Here is a 216-nt window from a genome sequence, read left to right as displayed (position 1 = left end):
TGACGCTGGGGGCGTTCCAGCGCTACCGGATGGGCAAGCGCGATCAGGCGCAGACGATGGAAGAGGTCTACACGCTGTTTCCGCGGTTGAAGGAGCGTCGCAGCCAGCTGGCGGGGACGCTGTCGGGTGGTGAGCGTCAGATGCTGGCGGTGGGGCGTGCGCTGATGGCCAAGCCCAAGCTGCTGATGCTGGACGAGCCGAGCCTGGGGCTGGCGC

1 protein-coding gene is annotated in these 216 nt (G+C 68.1%); it reads left to right on the top strand.

The genetic code is table 11. The features are described from left to right. A partial coding sequence (locus DNK49_RS23845) for an ATP-binding cassette domain-containing protein (RefSeq protein ID WP_120719305.1) occupies positions 1-216 on the top strand: 216 nt, incomplete at both ends.

This window comes from Parazoarcus communis SWub3 = DSM 12120 (assembly GCF_003226565.1).
In the GTDB taxonomy this organism is placed as follows: domain Bacteria; phylum Pseudomonadota; class Gammaproteobacteria; order Burkholderiales; family Rhodocyclaceae; genus Parazoarcus; species Parazoarcus communis.
The sequence above is the reverse complement of the archived record's forward strand: the minus strand, read 5'-3'. Positions and strand labels throughout refer to the sequence as shown.